Origin of the sequence: Cupriavidus sp. CuC1 (assembly GCF_044627735.1) — a bacterium.
In the GTDB taxonomy this organism is placed as follows: domain Bacteria; phylum Pseudomonadota; class Gammaproteobacteria; order Burkholderiales; family Burkholderiaceae; genus Cupriavidus; species Cupriavidus ulmosensis.
The window spans coordinates 44,914-64,673 of the sequence record NZ_JBIUHC010000046.1; the positions used below are offsets into that span (position 1 = coordinate 44,914).

Genomic DNA, 19,760 nt, shown 5'->3' on the forward strand with positions numbered 1-19,760 from the left:
CGAAGCGGCCGAAGGAAAAAGGCGCGGGATCGATGGGCGCCCGGTGGCCCAGCAGCAGTGCCGCCAGCAAGCGCGCACTGCCGGGTGCCGTGGTGACGCCCAGCCCCTCGTGTCCCACCGCCAGCCAGAGGCCCGGCTGGCCAGGGTAGGCGCCGATGATGGGCAGCCCATCCGGCGTGGCGGCGCGAAAGCCGGTCCAGCAGCGGATCGCGTTCATGCCGGCCAGGGCGGGCAGGTAGGTGGTGGCGCGCTGGAGCATGCGCGCCATGACGCGGGTGTCCACCGCAGGGTCGAGGCTGTCGAACTGGCGTGACGAGCCGATCAGCAACTGGCCCGTGGCACGCGGCTGCACATTGAAGGCGACGGAGGTGCCGTCGCTCTGATGTGCGCTGGCGGCATAGCCGAGCTCCACCAATTGATGGCTGACGCAAGCCGGGTAGCGGTCGGTGATGACGAGATGGCCTTTCCTGGCGCGGATCGGCAGCGCGGGCAGCAGTTGCGTGGCCTGGATGCCGTTGGCCACGATCACCGCGCCGGCGGTCAGCCGCCGGCCATCTTCCAGCGTGACGCGGTTTGCCGCCACCGCGCTCACGGTGGCGTGCCGCAGGCGGATGCGCGGCGCTCTGCGCGCCAGCAGCCATGACGCCGCGGCCGGGGCGTAGACGATGGCATCGCCCGAGACCTTGAGCGCGCCCGCCAGGCCTGGCCGTAGCATGGGCTCCTGCCGGGCCAGTTCACTGGCGCTCAGCAATGCGCACGGGATGTCTTGCGAGCGCAGCGCGTCATGCCGAAGATTGGCGAGTTCCAGCTCCGCGGCATGGCTGGCCACCCACAGGGTGCCGCACTGGCGATACGCGCAGGCGGCCGGCATATCGTGGGCCAGCTCCCGCCACAGCCCAAGCGAGTAAGTGCATAGCTCGCGCTCGGCCGCGTTGTCGTCCATCATCACCAGATGGCCCATGCCGGCGTGGGTGGCACCGCCGCCGCGGCTGTCCAGCACGCAGACGTCCAGCCCCTGCCCGGCCAGCTCAAAAGCGCAGGCAGCGCCCACGATGCCGGCGCCGATCACGATCACATCGCCGCAAGCCTGCGCCTGCTCCGGTGTCGACAGCATCGCCGGCCTCACGTCGCGATGCCCCAGCCGAAGGGATCGTCGTGCCCGATCAGCAGCGTCGCCTCGGCGCAGACATGGGCGCGCCCATGCACGGTCGGGATGATGCGGCCGGGCTCGCCGGCGAGCGCGTAGTGCGCCACGAACCGGCTGCCGGTCACGCTGGCCTGGCGCCACTGTGCGCCGGGCGCCAGCTTGCCATCCGCCGCCAGGCAGGCGAGCTTGGCGCTGGTGCCGGTGCCGCAGGGCGAGCGGTCATAGGCCTTGCCGGGGCACAGCACGAAATTGCGGCTGTCGGCTTCATCGGCGTCTTCCGGGGCACCGAACAATTCGATATGGTCGATCGGCGCCCCGTTCTCGGCGGCAATGCCCGCGTGCTCGAGCGCTTGCCGCACGGCCCATGCGAAGGTGGTCAGCGTATCGAGATTGTCGCGGGCGATGCGCTGGCCATGGTCTTCGCACAGGAAGAACCAGTTGCCGCCCCACGCAACATCCCCGATGACCGGGCCATGACCTGGCACGTCGACGGCCACCGCTTGCCGGTGGCGCCACGCGGGCACATTGCGCACGCTGACCGAGCCATCTTCATGCAGCGTCGTCTCCACGCTGCCCACCGGCGTGTCGATCTTGTGCCGGCCCGGGCCAATGCACCCGAGGTGCGCCAGCGAGGCGACCAGCCCGATGGTGCCATGGCCGCACATGCCCAGGTAGTCGCTGTTGTTGAAGAAGATCACGCCCGCGCAGGCATCGGCGGAAACCGGCGGGCACAGCAGCGCGCCGACCATCACGTCGCTGCCGCGCGGCTCCAGCACGGTGGCGGTGCGCCAGCGGTCGTGTTCGCGCGCGAGCCGGTCCAGCCGTGCCGCCATGCTGCCATCGCCGAGATCGGGAAAACCGTCGATGACCAGGCGGGTGGGCTCGCCGCCGGTGTGGGAGTCGATCACCTTGATCGGCCGGCTGGCGAGGCTGGAAGACGGCGGGGAGGACGTGGCGGAGATGACGGAGGTGACGGAGGGGGAAGGGACGCTCGGACGCATGGCGGATCTGCCTGTGGGGGCCAAGTGTGGACGATCCCCACAGCGTGGCATGGCCGCCCGCCGTTGACTTGTCGCTTTCCCCCAGTAGCGATGACGAAATCGGCATAGTCGCAGGCCGGGGCCCGCCGCTTGCCCGCGCGGGCTTCAGATACCGATGAACTCGGTGAATTCCGCCAGCGGCGCGCGCGCGGCGCGCAACTGGTTGACTGTGGCTTCCGTGTCTTCATAACCGATCGCCATGCCGGTAAACAGCATGCGCTCGGCCGGGATGGAGAGAAAGCCCGAGATGGTTTCCGGGTAGATCGCCCAGCACTCCTGCGCGCAGCTGTCCAGGCCGTGTTCGCGCAGCAGCAGCATCACGGTCTGCAGGTACATGCCGAGATCCGACCATTGCGGCGGCCCCATGCGGCGATCCACGCTGCAGAACAGGGCCAGCGGCGCACCGAAGAAGGTGAAGTTGTTGGCGAACTGGGCAAGGCGGGCACGCTTGTTCTCGCGCGGGATGCCCAGGCAGCGGTAGAGATCCTCCCCCACCTGGAAGCGGCGTTCGCGGTAAGGCGAAACCAGCTCGCGCGGGTAGATGTCGTATTCGGCCTTCTCGCCACCGGGCGCGCCGGCGACGCGCTCGCGCATGGTGGCCTTGAGCCGCTCCAGCGGCTCGCCGCCCACCACGTGGATATGCCAGGGTTGCAGGTTGCCGCCGGAAGGTGCCCGCGCCGCCTGCTCCAGCACGTCGCGGATGATCTCGGGCGCCACCGGCGTGGGCAGGAAGCCCCGCACCGATTTGCGGGTCTGGACTGCGGTGCTGACTTTCACGCTGCTCTCCTTGGGGGCATGGGTGATGGCGTAGCGGGGGGATCGGCGGGGATCAGCGGGGGATCAGATAAAGGGCGGCTCGTTGCCCCAGTCGAAGAAGTCCGGCATGTCCTGCGACACGCGCTCGGGGAAGCTGGCCGTGCGCTTTTCCAGGAAGGCGCTCACCCCCTCCTTGACGTCGGCCGACTGGCCGCGCGACTGGATCGCGCGGCTGTCCAGGCGGTGCGCCTCCATCGGGTGGCTGGCGCCGGCCATGCGCCAGATCAGCTGGCGCGAGATGGCCACCGATACCGGCGCGGCGTTGTCCGCGATCTCGCGGGCCAGCGCCTGCGCGGCCGGCAGCAGGTCCTCGGGCGCGTGCAGCGAGCGCACCAGCCCGCGCTCCAGCGCCTCCTGCGCCGAGAACACGCGCCCGGTGTAGCACCATTCCAGCGCAGTGGAGATGCCCACCACGCGCGACAGGAACCACGACGATGCCGCCTCGGGCGTGATGCCGCGGCGCGCGAACACAAAGCCGAACTTGGCGTCGGTAGATGCCAGGCGGATATCCATCGGCAACTGCATGGTCACGCCGATGCCCACCGCCGGGCCGTTGACCGCCGCGATCACCGGCTTGAGGCTGCGGAAGATGCGCAGCGCCACGCGCCCGCCGCCGTCGCGGTGGGCGGCTTCCTTGCTGGCGCCGTAGCGCTTTTCGTAGTCAAAGGTGGAGCCGCCGGAGGACAGGTCGGCGCCGGCGCAGAAGGCGCGCCCGGAGCCGGTGACGATCACCGCGCGGACGTTGTCGTCGGCGTCGGTGGCGTCGAAGGCGTCGATCAGGTCCTGCATCATGCGCGGGGTAAAGGCATTGAGCTTTTCCGGGCGATGCAAGGTGATGGTGACGACGCCCTTGTCGACGGCGTATTGCAGGGTCTCGAAGCTGGGGGGAACGGCTGGGTTCGGGGTGCTCATGGCTGGCCTTGGCTCTCTCGAAAGGGGTGTGGGTAAGGTAGTGCAGAATCGGGCGCCTGCAATCGTCGATTCCGACGAGGTAGGCAGCGCGGCCGCGCCGTAGACTGGCGGCCAGGACGCCTGGCGGCCTGAGCCAGGCAGAAGACCGAGCATAGAACACAAAGACCAGAAGCCAGAAGGAACATCATGAAGACGCGCATTACCGAATTGCTGGGCACCCGCTACCCCATCATCCAGGGCGGTATGCAGTGGGTTGGCTACGCCGAGATGGCCGCCGCGGTGTCCAATGCCGGCGGGCTTGGCGTGCTGACGGCGCTGACCCAGCCTACCCCGGAGGCGCTGGACGCGGAGATCCGCCGCACCCGCGAGCTGACCGACCGGCCCTTCGGCGTCAACCTGACGCTGCTGCCCTCCATCAATCCGCCGCCTTACGCCCGCTACCTCGACGTGATCATCGAGAGCGGCATCAAGGTGCTGGAGACCGCGGGCAACAACCCCAAGGAGCACATCGCGCGCGCCAAGGCAGCCGGCATCAAGGTGATCCACAAGTGCGTGGCGATCCGCCATGCGCTGTCGGCCGAGCGCCTGGGCGTGGACGCGGTGTCCATCGACGGTTTCGAGTGCGCTGGCCATCCCGGCGAGGACGACGTCCCCGGCATGGTGCTGATCCCGCTGGCCGCGCGCCGGCTGGGCATCCCGGTGATCGCCTCGGGCGGCATTGCCGACGGGCGCGGCATGGCGGCGGCGCTGGTGCTGGGCGCGGAGGGCATCAACATGGGCACGCGCTTTTGCGCCACGCGTGAGGCACCGATCCACCACAACGTCAAGCAGGCCCTGGTGGACGCCAGCGAGCGCGACACCAACCTGATCTTCCGCACGCTGCACAACACCGCGCGCGTGCTGAAGAACGCCATCTCCGACGAGGTTGTCACCATCGAGCGCCAGCCGGGCGGCGCCCAGTTCGAGGACGTCAAGCATCTGGTGGCGGGCGTACGCGGCAAGGCCGCGCTCGCCGCCGGCGAGACCGATGGCGGCATCATCAGCGCCGGCCAGTGCGTAGGCCTGATCGACGACATCCCGACCTGCGCCGAGCTGATCGAGCGCATGGTGGCCGAATGCCGCGAGCAGCTCGGGGTGGCCTCGCGCTACTTCGCGGGCTGAGGCGGCGCACCCATGGCTGAAACCAATCAAACTTCCGATGCTGGCACGGGCGCCGCTGAGGCCGAGGCGGCCCCGCCGGGCTTTGTCGCCCTGCGGGGCGCAAAAGGCTTCCTCGAGCATTTCGGGCAGATCTACGTGGAGCGGGAGCGGCGGGTCATGGCCATCCGCATCGGGCCGCATCACCTCAACCCGCTGGGCATTCCGCACGGCGGCATGCTGGCCACGCTGGCCGACACCGCCATCGGCATGATGATGGCGCTGGAGACCGACCGCAAGCAGCCGGCGGTGACGGTCAGCCTCAGCATGGATTACTTCGATGCCGCGCGCGTGGGCGACTGGGTGGAGGCGCACGTCGAGTTCGACAAGCTGGGCTCGCGGCTGCGCTTCGGCAGTTGCCGCCTGATGGCCGGGGAGCGCTGCCTGTTGCGCGCCACCGCCATCTTCTCGGTGCTCGCGCCGCGCACCTGATGCGCAGCCGCCGACGCCTGGGGCGCCGGCAGCGCCGCGCAATCGTCGCTTCCGACGACGCCGGGCGCCCCGCTGCTGCGCCAGAATCCGCAACAGGATAGCGAGGCTTGCCGTGCCCTTCCCGGCACGCGGCCATCACGGGCGGGTTCGCCCCGGAACGACAAGAGGAGACGACATGGCAGAGGCATACATCGTAGCGGCCGCGCGCACCGCGGGCGGGCGCAAGGGCGGCAAGCTGGCAGGCTGGCATCCGGCGGATCTCGCCGCGCCGGTCCTGAACGCGCTGGTTGCGCGCAGCGGCGCGGATCCGGCGCTGATCGACGACGTGATCATGGGCTGCGTGGGCCAGGCGGGCGAGCAGGCCGGCAACGTGGCGCGCAATGCCGTGCTGGCATCAAAGCTGCCGGAAAGCGTGCCCGGCACCTCGGTCGACCGCCAGTGCGGCTCGTCGCAACAGGCCCTGCACTTCGCCGCGCAGGCGGTGATGTCCGGCACCATGGACATCGTGATCGCAGCCGGCGTGGAAAGCATGACGCGCGTGCCGATGGGCCTGCCCTCCACGCTGCCGTTCAAGCACGGCTTCGGCAGCTCGATGAGCCCGGCCATGCAGGAGCGCTATCCCGGCGTGAAGTTCAGCCAGTTCACCGGCGCCGAGATGATGTCGCGCAAGTACGGCCTCACGCGGGACGACCTGGACCGCTACGCGCTGGAAAGCCACCGCCGCGCCATCGCCGCCACGCAGGCCGGCCGCTTCAAGGATGAGATCGTGCCGGTGGCCGTGCGCGCCGCGGACGGCAGCACCAACGGCGAGCTGCATACGGTGGACGAAGGCATCCGCTTTGAAGCTAGCCTGGAATCCATCTCCAGCGTCAAGCTGATCGAGGAAGGCGGTACCGTTACCGCCGCCAGCGCCAGCCAGATCTGCGATGGTGCGGCCGGGCTGATGGTGGTCAACGAAGCCGGCCTGAAGAAGCTGGGCGTCAAGCCGCTGGCACGCATTCACCATATGTCGGTGCTGGGCCATGATCCCGTGATCATGCTGGAAGCGCCGTTGCCGGCAACGCTGCGGGCGCTGGAGAAGGCCGGCATGAAGATCGGCGATATCGACCTGTTCGAGATCAATGAAGCCTTTGCGCCGGTGCCGCTAGCGTGGCTGCAGACCACGGGCGCGGATCCGTCGCGCATGAACGTGAATGGCGGCGCCATTGCGTTGGGGCATCCGCTTGGTGGGTCGGGGGCTAAGCTGATGACTACTCTTGTGCATGCGCTGCATGCGCAGGGCAAGCGGTATGGGTTGCAGACGATGTGTGAAGGTGGGGGGATGGCTAATGTGACTATTGTTGAGAGGCTGTAGGGTTGTGGTTTTTGGGTTGCCTTCGCTGCATTTGTTGCGGCGTTGGTTTTTGGACCCAAGAGCCATACGACATCCCCCTGCGGGGGCTGCCGGTCACTCTTCTTTGCGCGGCAAAGAAGACTAACGAGAAGAAAGCCGCCCTGCCGGGGGCAGAGCAATGAGGCTGTTTTTGCCTCTGTGGTTGCGTCGTACGGCCCGGAGTGTTGGCTGGCGTGCCTTGCCTGCCCAAAGGTCATCGCAACTGCATGATCCACAGGTCTCGCCGTAAGGCCCCTGATCGCTTTGCTCAGTGACCATTCCCACATCTGCCGTACGCGGTGCGGAGGGCCACGATGCTGTCTAGCGTGCTGGTTTCGTGGTTTTGTCTCTGGCGGCGAATGCCTGGCCATTTGATGTCCTGCCGTACCGGTGCTGCCGGCAACTTGCTATCGACTCCCCTGGTTTCGTGGTGGGCACGGTGGCCCGGTCCGCGAGGGTCACGCTCGGACATCACCGCGCTTGCCCTCCGAGACAAAACCACGAAACCAGCCACACCCGAAACGGTGCAGCCCCTCGCGCCGCGAACGGCAGATGGTCGAACGTTCACCGCAAGCGAGGTCGGGGGCCTCACCACGAAACCCGCGGGTCATGCAATTGCGATGCCTTTTGGGCTGGTAGAACACGCTAGCCAACACTCAGGGCCGTACGACGTAACCACCGAGGCCCAAACAGCCTTATTGCTCTGCCCCCGGCAGCCCCCGCAGGGGGATGTCGTACGGCTCTTGGGTGCAAAAGCCAACGCCGATCAAAAAAACACCAACCCCAACAGCAAGAGCAAATTGTTCTGTCCTTGGCTCACTCGCACTCAAGCAAACGTAATAGCATGCCGCCGATCAACCCGATCCAAATGCGGCAAACTATTAAAACTAAGCAACCGCTGCGTCCCGCGCCCAGAAATAATCTCGCAAAAAGCCGTATTCCGAAACTGCAGGTTCAACTCAATCGCAGTCTGCGCCGGCGCACCCAGCAAGTCCGCCGTCGCCCGCCCGATAGCCCCACCCGAACTCACCACCAACACCGCGTCTTCCCGCGCAGCCCCCTCAGTAGCATGCGCCAGGCCGGCGCGGATCCGCCCGCCAAACTCCGCCCACGACTCAGGCATGCCAACCAGCTGATCCAGCGTCCAGGCCTGATAGGCCGCGCGGAATGTGCGCCAGTAGTCGTTGTAATCCGAGTTCTGGTGCGCGCGATGGTCCGCGCCGCCGGTATGGCTGCGATACAGCGCCTCGCCATCGTATTCGTTCAGGCCGAGGTGGGTCTCGATGCCCGCCGTGATCGCGCCCGGGGCTGTCGCGACGGGCATATCGCCGGCCTCCATGCCGGCCAGAATCTCCAGCGCGGTGTCCTGCTGGCGCACCAGCGAGCCCGCAACCACGCGTTTGAACGAGACGCCGCGCTCGCGGAAATACTCGCCCAGCCAGCGGGCCTGTTGCCGGCCGGTGTCAGAGAGGCAGTCGTAATTGGCGGCGCCGAAAGAGGCTTGGCCGTGCCGTACCAGGAAGAGCGTTGCCATGCGTGATGTCGGCGCCGGTAGGCACCCGGGAAGCGGTAGAACGGGAATCGGCGCGCGAACGCGGGTGCGCCGCGCGGGGTGCAGCCATTGTATGAGTGCCGGCCGCGGCGGCCAAGCTAAGCCGCGGCGGATTCATAGCGGCTATTTCCGCGCTGCATTATCCCGCTGCGGCGCGGCAGCCGCATTCCAGCCTCTGTCCAGCTTCCGTCCAGCCTCAGTCCAGCGTCACGCCCGTATCCGCGGTCAGCTTGAGCACGCCCGGCAGGTAGGCCTTGTAGGCGGTCACGGCTTCTGCCGGCAAGTTGCCGATCGCCTCCGCGCCCATGTCCTCGATGCGCTGGCTGGTCTGCGGCGTCTTCACCAGTGCGCTCACCTCGCGGCCCAGGCGCTCGACGATGTCGTTGGGCGTACGCGCCGGGACCAGCAGCGTGATGGGGCCGGTCAGTTTGTACGGCTCGTCGGGATAGCCGGCTTCGGCAAAGGTCGGCACGTCGGGCAGGGCCTTGGCGCGCCGGGTGCCGGTGACGGCGAGCGCTCGCAGCTTGCCGCTGGCGAAGTGCTGCTTGAGCGAGGTCACCGAGCCAACCGTCATGTTGACCTGGCCGGCCAGCAGGTCGCTCACCATCGGCCCTTCGCCGCGATAGGGCACGTGCAGGATATCGATGCCATAGGTCTTGTCGAGATAGGCCTGGATGGTGTGCGGCTGCGTGCCCGGGCCCCATGAGCCCATGCGCAGCTTGCCGGGTTCCTTCCTGGCATAGGCGATCAGTTCCGCCACGGTCTTCACCGGCAGCGTGGCGTTGACGGCAAGCACCGTGCGTGCCATGGCGATGTCGGACACCTGGCGCAGGTCGGTGCGCGGGTCGTAGGGCAGCTTCTTGTAGAGGGCGAGGTTGGCGGTGATGGGGCCGGGGATGGTCAGCAGCAGCGTGTAGCCATCGGGCGCGGACTTGGCCACATAGTCGGTGCCGATGATGCCGCCGGCGCCGCCTTTGTTCTCCACCACCACGGTTTGTCCCAGCCGTTTGCCCAGGCCTTCGGCCAGCGTGCGCGAGAGCGTGTCGGTCAGGCCGCCGGCCGGGTAGGGCACGATCAGGTGCAAGGGCTTGGTGGGGTAGCTGGCTTGCGCCTGGGCTGCCAGCGGCAGCAGTGCCGCGCAGGCGCAGGCCAGCAGGACGGCCGCCTTCCCGCAGAACGGGCTGCGTATTGTCATGTTTTGTCTCCTCGGTGCTTTATAGGATCCGGCGCGCGCTCCGAGCGCAATGCGCGCGCCGATATAGGGTCAGGCTATAAGACGGGGAAAAACGCGCGGGACCGCGCGTTGCGACATGATGGCATCAGGCCGGCATCGCCAGGTAGCCGGCCACCAGCCGGGTCATCTCGCCGGGCAGCCGTTCGTCATCGAGCGGCAGCGGGCCGGCGTCGTTGAGGATGGCGTTGACCACGATGCTGAACACCGCCTGCATGGCAAAGCGCACGCGCATCTCCGCCTGCTCCGGCGGCACAGTCATGCGCGGCACCAGCAGCGCCACCATGCGTTCCACCACGGCCTCCCCGCTTTCGCGGTGCGGCAGCCATTCTTCCGGGCGGTTGGAGGCGTGCTTGAGCGATGCCTTGATCACGCCACGGTTGGCGTGGCAGCCGAGCACCACGTAGCGCATGGTTTTTTCCAGCATCACATCGGTGGGCACGTCTTCCCAGCGCTCCACGCGCAGGTAGCGCGCCACGGAGTCTCCCGTTTCCTGCATCACCAGCGTGCGCAGGGACTCGAAGAACGCCTGCTTGTCGCGGAAGCGGCCGTAGAAAGCCCCGACGGACACTTCGCAGGCGGACGCGATCTGGGCGACCGAAACCGCGGAGAAATCCCGCTGCGCCAGCAATTCGCGGCCCGCGTCCAGCAGCGCCTGCTCGGTCTCGCGCGCACGGCGCTGGCGCGGGGGCTGCAGGATCGAGGGAGTCGCTACGGTGGGGAATGCGGAGGTCCCCTTGGATGGCTTGGCGGGAGACGCTGCAGAAGACGAGAGGGGCATGGTAATTCCGTATGCGAATTCTGATTCGGTTTTGTGAACCATATGGTTACCACGGCGTTTCGTCAAGAAACGGTCTACATTTCCAATATGTGGAAATGCATTCCGTTCTTTGACACAGAAAAATAGGCCACCCACACTGGGGTGCAAGGAGACAAGATGAACACGCCGGTCGAACAATTCATAGCCGAGCGCAGGAAGGAGGATCCGTCCTTCGGTGGCTTGCTGGCCAAGGGCTTTGCCTTGTTGCGCTGCTTCATCGACGAGCCGCGCCCGCTCGGCAACGGCGAGCTTTCCGAGCGCTTGCAGATGCCGCGCGCCACGGTGTCGCGCATCTGCCGCACGCTGTTCGAGCTGGGCTACCTGGATTGGGACCCCAAGCTCGACAAATACTTCGTCGGCGCCCAAGTGCTGGCCCTGGGTTATCCCTACCTGGCCGGGCTGCAGGTGCGCCATGTGGCACGCCCGCTGATGCAGGCGCTGGCCGATCGCATCGAGGGCGCGGTATCGATGGGCGTGGCGCACCGGCTGGACGTGACCTACCTGCAGAGCTGCACGCATCACGAGGGCACGGCGGCGCGCCCCGGCGTGGGCGCGGTGCGCTCGGTGCTGAGCACGGCGATGGGCCGTGCCTTCCTGTGCACGCTCTCCAAGATCGAGTTCGAGCAACTGATGCAGGCCGCGCGGCGCGAACGTGCCGAGGAATACGCCGCCTGCTACGACACCATCTGCCACAACGTGGCGCATTACCCCAAGCGTGGCTTTGCCATCAATGAAGGCGACGCCGGCAGCGGCGTGCATGGCGTGGGCGTGTACTCGCGCATCGTTTACCTGAACCGCCCGCTGCTGTTCAACTGCGCCATCGCCGGTTCGCAGGTGCGGCGCGGCATGCTGGAGAAGAAGATCGCGCCGCTGCTGATGGAGATGACCCGCGCCATCGAATCCATGGCGGGCCTGCGGCAATAGCCCGGCCCGCATGGCAAGGCACACGAAGCCACACACGAAGCCACACACGCAGCGCCGGCACAGGCGCAACCAAAACAAGCATTCAAGGCAATCCGGAGACAATGTCATGCCCAGCCTAGATCCCCTGCTGAAACCGCGTTCGGTCGCGGTCATCGGCGCGTCCACGCAGCCCGAGAAGGTGGGCGGCATGCCGATTCGCCTGCTGCGCGAGCTTGGCTACGCCGGGCACATCTATCCCGTGCATCCCACCGCCAGCGAGATCCAGGGCTTGCCCGCTTACCCGACGCTGGCCGCCATCGGCGAGCGCGTCGACCTGGCCATCGTGGCAGTGCCGGCGGTGGCGACAGAATCCGTGATGGCGCAACTGGCACAGAACGGCACGCGCGCCGCGATCTTCTTCACCTCGGGCTTTGCCGAGGTGGGCGACGAGGGCCTGGCCATGCAAGTGGCGCTGGCCGAGAGCGCGCGCCGGCACGGCGTGGCCCTGCTCGGCCCTAACTGCCTGGGCGTGATGAATCTGCGCGCGCGCATGTTTGCCACCTTCTCGCCGATCCCGCTGACTGGCGTGCCGCCTGCGGGCGACGTGGGGCTGGTCAGCCAGAGCGGCGCGTTTGGCGCCTACGCCTTCGCGCTGGCGCGCGAGGCCGGGCTGGGCCTGAGCCATTGGGTGACCACCGGCAACGAGGCCGGCCTGCAGGTGGCCGATGTGATCGAGTGGATGGCGCAGGATGAAGATACCCGCGTGATCCTGGCGTATATGGAAGGCTGCCGCGATGGCGCGCGCCTGCGCCAGGCGCTGGCCGCCGCGCGCGCCATCGGCAAGCCGGTGGTGATCACCAAGGTGGGCACCACCGAGGCAGGCGCGCGTTCTGCGCAGTCGCACACGGCGAGCCTGGCTGGCGAGGACGCGGTGTATCAAGCGGTGTTCGACGAGTACGGCGTGCATCGCGCCCATACGCTCGAAGATTTCTTCCGCCTCGGCTACACACTGTCGCGCGGGCGCCGTCCGGCGCGCTGGGACAGCCCGAGCGGATTGATTGCCGATGCGGTGGCGCCGGTGGCTATCGTCACGGTGTCCGGCGGCGTCGGCATCATGATGGCCGATCGCGCCGAAGAGCTCGGCATGCCCATGCCGCCCATGCCCGCGGCCGCCGCCAAGGCGCTGCGCACGAGCATTCCCTTTGCCAGCACCGCCAACCCGATCGACGTGACGGGGCAGGTGGTGGCCCAGCCCGCCGTGCTGCTCGACGCGATGGCCGGCGTGGCTACCTGCGGCGAGTACGGCAGCGTGGTGGCCTTCCTCGCCGGCGGCGCCAATGCGCCGCGCCTGTGGGAAGAACTGCAGCGCGCCATCGGCGCGCTGCATGAGGACAAGCGCGCCGCGCCGCTGCTGCTGTCCGGCGTGGTCGACGCCGACAAGCGGGCGTGGCTGGAGGCGCATGGCTGCCTGGTGTTCCGCGAGCCGGCCCACGCCATCGAGGCGGTGGCCGCGCTGGCGCGCGCTGCAGCATTGGAAGCCGCTGCCGTGAGCACGCCGGCAGCAGAGGCCGCCGCGCCCGCCGCAGCGCTCCTGCGCGATGTGCCTGACGATGCCAGCGCGCTGTCCGAGTTCGACGCCATGCGCCTGCTGGCGGACGCTGGCGTGCCGGTGGCCGCGCACGGCCTGGCGCGCGACGCCGATGAGGCAGTAGCCCTGGCGCAGCGCATCGGCTACCCGGTCGCCGTCAAGCTGTGCTCGGCACAGGTGCTGCACAAGAGCGACGTAGGCGGCGTGGCTCTCAACCTGACGGACGCCGCCGCGGTGCGCAAGGCCTTTGCCGCGATGCAGGCGGCGCTGGCCCGGGCCGATGCCAGCCTGTCCTTCGAAGGCGTGCTGGTAGCCCGCATGGTGCGTGGCTGGGGCGAGCTGATGGTGGGCGTGCGGCGCGATCCGGTGTTCGGGCTGGTGGTATTGGCCGGCATCGGCGGCACCGCCGTGGAGATCTTCGGGCAGATGGCCTTCGGGCTGGCGCCGCTGTCGCCTGAGCGCGCCCGCGCCATGCTGGACAAGAGCCGCGCCGCGGTGCTGTTCGCCGGCCATCGCGGCAACCCGGTGCTGCCGCTGGCACAGGCCGCCGATTTGCTGGTGCGGGTGTCGAAGGTGGCCGCCGCGCTCGGGCCACGGCTCGATACGCTGGAAATCAACCCGTTCGTCATCGGCGCCGAGGGCGCGGTGGCGGCGGACGCCGTGATCACCTTGCTGCCGGCGGGCGGACCAGCATGAACCAGATGGCATAGCAAAGACGCTTGGGCCCACCGCGCCACCACATGCCGGCGCAGACCGGACGCGCGGATGGGCAACAACAACTGGAGACAAGCATCATGCATTTGCAAGCTGCAAGGACCACGTGCGCGCCAGCGGCCGGCGCTCTCGCCCTCGTCATGCTGACGGCGCTGGCGGCCACATCGGTGCGCGCCGCGCCACCGCAAGCCGCAAAGTACCCCGACAAGCCGATCCGCCTGGTGGTGCCCTTTCCGCCGGGCGGCGGCACCGACGTCGTCGGCCGGCTGGTGGCCGCCAGGTTGTCGACCGCGCTGGGCGGCACGGTGCTGGTGGAAAACGTGGCGGGCGCCACCGGCACCATCGGCTCGGCCCAGGTCGCGCGCGCGGCGCCGGACGGCTACACGCTGTTGCTTGGCATCTCCGCCACGCACGCCATCGCACCCGCGATCTTTCCCCGGCTGCCCTATGACCCCGTGCGCGATTTCGTGCCGGTGGGCCGGCTGGCCTACGGCGGCAACGTGCTGGTGGCCGGCCCGGCTTTCACGGGCAAGGACCTGCCGGCGCTGATCGCGGCCGCCAAGCGTCCCGGCGCCGACCTGGCCTACGGCTCCTGGGGCCCCGGCTCGGGCGGCCACCTGGCCGGCGAGAGCCTGAACGTGAGCAGCGGCATTCACCTGCGCCACATTCCCTACAAAGGCGTGAGCCCGATGCTGACCGATGTGATGGGCGGCACGTTGCCGGTGGCCATGTCCGACCTGGCCGGCACCTTGCCGTTGATCCGCAGCGGCAAGGTCAGGGCGCTGGCGGTCACCGGCTCGGAGCGCTCGGTGGCGCTGCCCGATGTGCCCACCTTTGCCGAGTCCGGCGTGCCGTTTCGCATCGACAGCTGGTACGCGCTGTTCGCGCCGGCGCGCACGCCTGCGGCCATCCTCGATCGTCTCGAGCATGCCGTCGACGCCATCATGGCCGAGCCTGCCATGCAGGCGCAGGCCGCGACGCTGGGCATGCGCTTCACCCCGCAGCCGCGCGCCGCCTTTGCCGCCCAGATGCAGGGCGATGTCCGCGCCTGGGCTGTCCTTGTCAAGTCGAGCGGCGCCGCCCTCGAATAATCCCGCCTGATTTCGCCAGGAGCCACACCCATGAACATGAATTCTCCCGCCACCCCCACGCTTGCCGCTGCAACACAAGCCAGCCCCCAGCAGGCGCTGGTCGCCGGCGCAGCAATGCCGCTGGTGATCTACGGCTACGCGCTCATCGAAACACTGCGCACCTGCCGCCTGCAGACCTCGGTAGCGGCGGCCACCGGCTATGGCCGCGCGCCGATGAATGCGTTGTCCGCCAGCGAGCGCCAATGGACGCACGAGGACCGCGACATTGTCACCCCGGCCAACGACCTGCTGTATTTCTGCGGCTGGGTCAACCTGGCGGATGGCCCGGTGACGCTGCGCATTCCGCCCCTGCCCGATGCGGGCCGCTACTACGTGATCGAGCTGCTCGACGTCCATACCAACAACTTCGAGAACCTGGGCCCGCGCAATGTCGCCGCAGAAGGCGGCGAGATCGAGCTGGTCGGCCCGGGCCAGACGGCCAGCGGCGCGCATGCGCTGTCATGCCCGAGCTCGCTGGTCTGGCTGCTCGGCCGCGTGCTGGTGCAGGGACCGGATGACCTGACGGTGGCGCGTGCCTTCGAGCAAGGCTTCGCGCTGAGCCGCACGCCGGGCGCGGCGCGCCCGCGCTGCGTGGACCAGTGGAGCGACAGCGGCCGGCCTGCGCTGGATTTTTTCCACAACCTCTTCAACGCCCTGCGCGAGTTCCCGCCGGCGGCCGAAGAGCTGGGCATCCTGACGCTGCTGCGCAAGGCCGGCATCCGGCTGGAAGACGAGATCGATTTCGCGGCGTTGCGCCCGGCCGTCGTGGCCGGGCTGGAAAGCGCCTACGCGCAAGGCATGGCGGTGATCGAGGCCCATACCCGCAGCCAGGGCCGCAAGAGCTGGGGCTACAGCCTGAAGCTGGGCAGGTACGGCGACGACTGGCTGCAACGCGCCTGCACCGCGATGAAGGGCCTGGGCGCCCTGCGCGCGGACGAGGCCATCTACGCCATGGCCGATTTCGATGCGGATGGCGCGCCGCTCGATGGCCGCCACCGTTACGAGCTGCGCTTCGCGCCCGGCATGCTGCCGCCCGCGCAAGCGTTCTGGTCGGTGTCGCTGTACGGCGAGGATCGCTACTTCAGCGCCAACGAGATCGGCCGCTACGCCGTAGGCGACCGCACGCCGGGCTTGCGCATGGAGGCCGATGGCAGCCTGGTGATTCCGATCTCGCACGCGCGAGCGCAGCAGCAGGAAAACTGGCTGCCCGCGCCCGCCGGCTCGTTCTACCTGATCTTGCGGCTCTACCATCCCGCGCAGTCTTTCCTGGACGGCCAGTACACCATCCCGGCCGTGCGCCGCGTCGATTGAGCCAACCAAGCTATGGAAGCCACCATGCCCCAGACCGTATCCGCCGCGCTGGCCCACGACGCCATCCGCTACACGCTGCCCCTTTATGAAATGGCGCGCATGCGTGCCGCCACCTGCCCGCGCCGCAACAGCGCCGGCGAGTTTGCCGCCCAGCAGCCCGATGCCCCGGTGCGCTGGATCAATCATTTCATCCACACGCGCCAGCTGCTCGGCCCGCAGCATCGCCAGGTGGTCACGCCCAATAACGACACGCTCTACAGCAACGCCTGGATGGACTTGTCGCAAGGGCCGCTGCTGCTGGATGTGCCCGACAGTGCCGGCCGCTACTACGTGCTCGGCCTACTCGACTTCTATACCAACCCCTTCGGCTATATCGGCACCCGTACCACCGGCAACGGGCGCGCGCGCTTCTTGCTGCACGGCCCGCGCTGGCACGGCGAAGTGCCCGCAGGCGCCACCGCCATCGCCTGTCCCACGGATGCGGTGTGGCTGCTTGGCCGCGTGCTGGTGGATGGCGAGGCCGACCTGCCGGCCGTGCACGCACTGCAGGACCAGTTCCGCCTGAGCACGCTGGCGGGCGGGCCGGCCGCGCGGGCCTTCGATGTCGGCATGCAGCCCGGCGAGCATCTGGGCGATCCGCGCCGCTATGCCGAGGTGGTCAGCCAGGCGTTGCGCGAGAACCCGCCGCCGCAGGCAGAGGCCGGGCTGGTGGCAGGCTTTGCGCCTTTGGGCATCGGCGCGGATTGCGATGCCGCCGCGCTTGACGGCGAAGCGCTCGCGCGCCTGGGCACCGCCATCCAGGAGGTGCTCGCCGAACTGGCAACGCCGCTGCCGTCCGACCTTGGCGGCGGCTGGACCCTGCCGGTGGAAATCCGCGCATCGTTCGGCACGCGTTTCGCCGAGCGCGCGCTGGTGGCGCGCAACTATATCGGCGCGCTCGGCGTGGAAGAGGCGATGTATGTCATGGCCGACCGCGACAGCGAGGGCGCGCCGCTCGACGGCCGCGTTGGCTACGAGCTGGCCTTCGCCGCCGATGCGCTGCCGCAGGTAGGCGCGTTCTGGTCGCTCACCATGTACAGCAAGGCCGACTGCATGCTGGTGGATAACGTGCTCGGGCGCTACTCGCTGGGCGACCGCTCGCCGAGCCTGCGCTACGCGCCGGATGGCAGCCTGCTGCTGCGCCTGTCGGCCACGCCGCCGGCCGATGCCGCGGACGAGGGCAACTGGCTGCCCGCGCCCGCGGGCCCGTTCTACGTGACGCTGCGGCTCTACGTGCCCCAGCCCGCGCATCTCGACAAGACCTTTGCCTATCCGCCGATCCGCCCGCTGGCGGGCGCGCAAGCTTTGGTCAAGGAGCCGTCATGACACTGAACTCGCAAAAGCGCAGGCAAGTGCTCCGCCTGGCCGGCAACGCCGTGCTGTTGGCCGTGGCCGGCGGCGCGCTGGCGCCTGCGCATGCCGAGGCGTATCCGTCGCGCCCGGTACGCCTGGTCTCGCCCTACGGCCCGGGCGGCTCCAACGACATCTCGGCGCGCCTGCTCAGCGAGGGGCTCAGCCGCAAGTACAAGCAGCAGTTCGTGGTGGAGAACAAGCCCGGCGCTGGCACGCGCGTGGCCAACGAGCAGATCGCGCGCGCCACGCCGGACGGCTACACGCTGTTGTGGGCGGCGGCGCCGTTTGCCATCAATGCGGCGGCGGGGCTATCCCAGCGTTATGACATCCACAAGGACTTCGTGGCAGTAGGGCCGCGCGTGCTCGGGCCGTTATTCCTGATCGTCAACGCCGATTCGCCAGTGCGCACGGTGGCGGATTTCGTGCGCATGGCGCGCGAGAAGAAGGACGGCGTGACCTTCGCCTCGCCGGGCATCGGCTCGGGGCCGCACCTGACTGCCGAACTCTTCGCCGCCCAGACGAAATTCAAAGGCCTCAACGTGCATTACCGCGGCGACTCCACGGCCTACACCGAATTGCTTGCAGGCCGGGTGGACGCCACGCTGACCGCCATCACCACCGCGCTGCCATTCATCAAGGCCGGCAAGCTGCGCGTGATCGCGGTGTCCGCCGAGCAGCGCACGCCGGTGTATCCGGACGCGCCCACGTTTGGCGAGCAAGGGTATCCCGGCGTGGTGGGTTACGGCTGGTTCGGGCTGATGGCGCCGGCGGGCACGCCGCCGGAGATCGTGGAGCAGCTCAACCGGGACGCCAACGCGGTGCTGGCCGATGCGCAGACGCGCAGCAAGCTGATCGGCCTCGGGCTGCAGCCGGAGGCGGGCGACAGCGCATCGCTCGCGCGTTTCATCGATGCCGAGGTGGCCAAGTGGGGGCCATTGATCAAGTCGGCGGGGATCAAGTTGGAATAGGGTGTGCTAGTGTGAAAAATCTGCCTCGCTTGGCGAGGATTGAATTGAATCGGCGGCGGTTGCAGCTTTGGTTTGGCATGGTGGCCCGCTGACGCGGGGGTGCCGTTTGTGGGCGGGGTTTTCGCTCTCCTAGCTGCTGTCGCGGCTGGGCGGTGTTGCCGTTTTAGAACGTGTGAGATGTCACTTTTCTTTACTCGTAAAGAAAAGTAACCAAAAGAAAGCGATCCTTGCAGGAGGCTGGCGTGGCGTCATTGGGAATCCCAATGGTTTCGTCGTACGGCCCTGGGTGCTAACTGACTCGTGCCGTTACCAGTTTAGATCACCACGACGCTGCCAATGCCCAGGGTTTCGTGGTGGCCCCCACCGGTAGCCAACACCACGAATTTCAAGCCGTCTGTCGCTCGCGGGGCGGGCGGCCACGAAGTTGCAAGCGTCCCGTTTTCGTCGTGGGCGCGGTGGCACTGCCGGAATAGTTCTGAGGGATTCACCACCGCGCCCACCCCACCACGAAACCATCACGGCGTGATATATCGTGATGCTCCGATCCGGTACCGGCAGATGGGCGAATGGGCAGGGATGCTGCTACCGAGCAGCCTCACCACGAAACCAGCGTGCTCCGCTGGATCGTGGCCATTCAAACCGGTAACGGCATGAGGCCATTAGAACCCAGGGCCTGACGACGAAACCACCGGGCTATGCAACCCCGACAAGCCAGCCTCCTGCAAGGATCGCTTTCTCTTGGTTACTTCTCTTTACGAGTAAAGAGAAGTGACATCTCACACGTTCTAAATCGGCCAACCCCGTACAGCCGCGCCAGCAGCTAGAAGCAATAAAACCCCACCCAACAAGAGACACCCCCGCAATGGTTTCGTCGTACGGCCCCGGGTGCTGCCGTTACCAGTTTAGACCACCACGACGCTGCCAATGCCCGGGGATTCGTGGTGGCCCACACCGGTAGCCACCACCACGAATTTCAAGCCGTCTGTCGCTCGCGGGGCGGGCGGCCACGAAGTTGCAAGCGTCCCGTTTCCGTCGTGGGCGCGGTGGCACCGAAAAAATAATGCCGAGGCATTCACCACCGCGTCCACCCCACCACGAAACCCTCATGGCGTGATATATCGTGGCGCTTCGCACCGGTACCGGCAGATGGATGAATGAGCAGGGATGCCGCTACCGAGCAGCCTCACCACGAAACCAGCGCCATCCGCAGGATCGTGGCCATTCAAACCGGTAAC

At 67.9% G+C, this 19,760-nt stretch carries 15 protein-coding genes and 1 pseudogene; 9 read left to right on the forward strand and 7 right to left on the reverse strand.

What is annotated here, in order from left to right; all coding sequences use genetic code 11:
* Position 1: 1 nt before the first annotated feature.
* The 4 genes and pseudogenes from ACGLHR_RS20630 to ACGLHR_RS20645 all read right to left on the reverse strand — a co-directional run.
* Positions 2-1,114, reverse strand: a pseudogene (locus tag ACGLHR_RS20630) (NAD(P)/FAD-dependent oxidoreductase); the annotation flags it as partial.
* A gap of 8 nt (positions 1,115-1,122) precedes the next feature.
* The gene (locus ACGLHR_RS20635; protein WP_400096122.1) at positions 1,123-2,148 is read right to left on the reverse strand and encodes a 4-hydroxyproline epimerase; all 1,026 of its coding nucleotides are present in this window, start codon (positions 2,146-2,148) and stop codon (positions 1,123-1,125) included.
* Positions 2,149-2,292: 144 nt separating this feature from the next.
* Complete coding sequence (locus ACGLHR_RS20640) at positions 2,293-2,964, reverse strand: nitroreductase (protein WP_318237477.1); 672 nt, start codon at positions 2,962-2,964, stop codon at positions 2,293-2,295.
* Between the two features lie 63 nt (positions 2,965-3,027).
* The gene (locus ACGLHR_RS20645) at positions 3,028-3,915 is read right to left on the reverse strand and encodes a crotonase/enoyl-CoA hydratase family protein (RefSeq protein WP_400096123.1); all 888 of its coding nucleotides are present in this window, start codon (positions 3,913-3,915) and stop codon (positions 3,028-3,030) included.
* A 186-nt stretch (positions 3,916-4,101) separates the two neighbouring features.
* Here ACGLHR_RS20645 and ACGLHR_RS20650 point away from each other — a divergent pair, with 186 nt between their 5' ends.
* From ACGLHR_RS20650 to ACGLHR_RS20660, 3 genes are all read left to right on the forward strand, one after another.
* Positions 4,102-5,076, forward strand: coding sequence for an NAD(P)H-dependent flavin oxidoreductase (locus ACGLHR_RS20650; protein WP_400096124.1), 975 nt, complete (start codon positions 4,102-4,104; stop codon positions 5,074-5,076).
* A 12-nt stretch (positions 5,077-5,088) separates the two neighbouring features.
* Positions 5,089-5,544 (forward strand): PaaI family thioesterase, encoded by a 456-nt coding sequence (locus tag ACGLHR_RS20655; RefSeq protein ID WP_400096125.1) that lies wholly within the window; start codon positions 5,089-5,091, stop codon positions 5,542-5,544.
* Positions 5,545-5,719: 175 nt separating this feature from the next.
* Positions 5,720-6,898, forward strand: a complete 1,179-nt coding sequence (locus tag ACGLHR_RS20660; protein ID WP_400096126.1) for an acetyl-CoA C-acetyltransferase — start codon at positions 5,720-5,722, stop codon at positions 6,896-6,898.
* Positions 6,899-7,742: 844 nt separating this feature from the next.
* Here ACGLHR_RS20660 and ACGLHR_RS20665 read toward each other — a convergent pair.
* The 3 genes from ACGLHR_RS20665 to ACGLHR_RS20675 form a co-directional block, all read right to left on the reverse strand.
* Complete coding sequence (locus ACGLHR_RS20665; protein WP_400096127.1) at positions 7,743-8,450, reverse strand: histidine phosphatase family protein; 708 nt, start codon at positions 8,448-8,450, stop codon at positions 7,743-7,745.
* Between the two features lie 214 nt (positions 8,451-8,664).
* Entirely contained in the window at positions 8,665-9,663 is a 999-nt protein-coding gene (locus tag ACGLHR_RS20670; RefSeq protein WP_400096128.1) for a Bug family tripartite tricarboxylate transporter substrate binding protein, read from the reverse strand.
* Positions 9,664-9,787: 124 nt separating this feature from the next.
* A complete protein-coding gene (locus ACGLHR_RS20675) occupies positions 9,788-10,480 on the reverse strand; it encodes a TetR/AcrR family transcriptional regulator (protein WP_318236365.1) in 693 nt (230 codons plus the stop codon).
* 156 nt (positions 10,481-10,636) lie between these two features.
* On the opposite strand from ACGLHR_RS20675, the gene ACGLHR_RS20680 reads away from it, so the two are divergent.
* From ACGLHR_RS20680 to ACGLHR_RS20705, 6 genes are all read left to right on the forward strand, one after another.
* Complete coding sequence (locus tag ACGLHR_RS20680) at positions 10,637-11,443, forward strand: helix-turn-helix domain-containing protein (protein ID WP_318236366.1); 807 nt, start codon at positions 10,637-10,639, stop codon at positions 11,441-11,443.
* A 106-nt stretch (positions 11,444-11,549) separates the two neighbouring features.
* Complete coding sequence (locus ACGLHR_RS20685; protein ID WP_400096129.1) at positions 11,550-13,706, forward strand: acetate--CoA ligase family protein; 2,157 nt, start codon at positions 11,550-11,552, stop codon at positions 13,704-13,706.
* Positions 13,707-13,804: 98 nt separating this feature from the next.
* On the forward strand, positions 13,805-14,815 hold the full coding sequence (locus ACGLHR_RS20690) for a Bug family tripartite tricarboxylate transporter substrate binding protein (RefSeq protein WP_400096130.1): 1,011 nt from the start codon (positions 13,805-13,807) through the stop codon (positions 14,813-14,815).
* Positions 14,816-14,851: 36 nt separating this feature from the next.
* Positions 14,852-16,165 (forward strand): DUF1254 domain-containing protein, encoded by a 1,314-nt coding sequence (locus tag ACGLHR_RS20695; protein WP_400096135.1) that lies wholly within the window; start codon positions 14,852-14,854, stop codon positions 16,163-16,165.
* A gap of 24 nt (positions 16,166-16,189) precedes the next feature.
* Positions 16,190-17,530: a DUF1254 domain-containing protein gene (locus tag ACGLHR_RS20700; protein ID WP_400096131.1), complete on the forward strand. Its 1,341-nt coding sequence runs from the start codon at positions 16,190-16,192 to the stop codon at positions 17,528-17,530.
* Positions 17,527-18,525: a Bug family tripartite tricarboxylate transporter substrate binding protein gene (locus ACGLHR_RS20705; protein ID WP_400096132.1), complete on the forward strand. Its 999-nt coding sequence runs from the start codon at positions 17,527-17,529 to the stop codon at positions 18,523-18,525. The genes ACGLHR_RS20700 and ACGLHR_RS20705 overlap by 4 nt, the downstream gene beginning before the upstream one ends.
* The last annotated feature ends 1,235 nt before the right edge of the window (positions 18,526-19,760 follow it).